This is a genomic window from Candidatus Nitrosarchaeum limnium BG20 (assembly GCF_000241145.1).
Taxonomy (GTDB): domain Archaea; phylum Thermoproteota; class Nitrososphaeria; order Nitrososphaerales; family Nitrosopumilaceae; genus Nitrosarchaeum; species Nitrosarchaeum limnae.
This window is the reverse complement of record NZ_AHJG01000130.1, coordinates 1-1052: the sequence shown is the minus strand read 5'-3', so window position 1 is coordinate 1052 and position 1052 is coordinate 1. Positions and strand designations below refer to the sequence as shown.

General features: G+C 33.1%; 1 protein-coding gene. It reads left to right on the top strand.

What is annotated here, in order from left to right; translation table 11 throughout:
* On the top strand, positions 1-907 hold a 907-nt coding region (locus tag BG20_RS04245), incomplete at its 5' end, for a hypothetical protein (RefSeq protein WP_010191322.1).
* Positions 908-1052: the final 145 nt, after the last annotated feature.

The window sequence follows — 1052 nt, the reverse complement described above, 5'->3', positions numbered from 1 at the left end:
ATTTTCAGAATTGCAATTGCTTACAGTAAATCAAGTTTATTCTGAAGGTGAACCTCTGTTTGTTTATGGAAAAGGACAGCCAAATGAAACTTTGATTATTAGATTGATTGCACCAGACAAGACAATCCCAAAGTTTGATCAATTTGAGACAAATGAAGATGGAACATTTGAGCATGTATTGTTGATATGGCCAAAATCTTCACCTAATCTCCCATTTGGAACATACACTGTTGAAATAATAAGTACACAACAAAACGGTCTTTCTAAAAAAATTGATGTCAAATTCACATCATCAACTGATCTTGTTAGCGTACCAATAGAGAGACATCTAAACACTCTAGTATTTGCTCCTGAAACTGCCGCGATAAATATTCCATTTCGTGTATTTGTTCAAGTTACAAGTGATGGTCTTTTAATTGGAGATGATCCTGCAAAATTGCTTCAAACAACTCATGTACATCTACCTTCAGGAAAAGTAGAGACGCTTGCAAATAATTTCTCAACACTTCATCAGGGACTGTATTATACAGATTATGTTCCAAAAGAAGAAGGAACTTATGTCTTTCATGTAGTGACTTTTAACGAAGGAACAATTTCTCATGGTTCAGTTGCAACTAACGTTCTTAGTCAGGATCTGGGCGGAATATCAAATCAAATTATAAAATTAAATTCTGTATTAGAGGAGACATCAACTGAATTAACCACATTAAAATCAGAAATCTCTGGATTTGGAAATACTTTGGAGAGTGCCAGTGGTAATATTGACAAAAGTGTAACTTCTGTATCAAAATCAGTCAACAATATTGAAGAAGCATCATCACAACTCAACTCTTTGTTTTTCCCAATAGTTGCATCGATAGGAATTATTGTAGCATTACAAATTGCCATACTTGCTCGAAGAAGATAGTTATAATAACTCACAACAACAAAATTAATCATAATGCCCAAAGCGGCTATCTTTTTTATTCTAATTCTTATGTCGGGAATGTTTACAAACTCTTTTGCATTTGTAGATCTTCCTGAAAAGAATAATTATAAAAAATCTGATAATC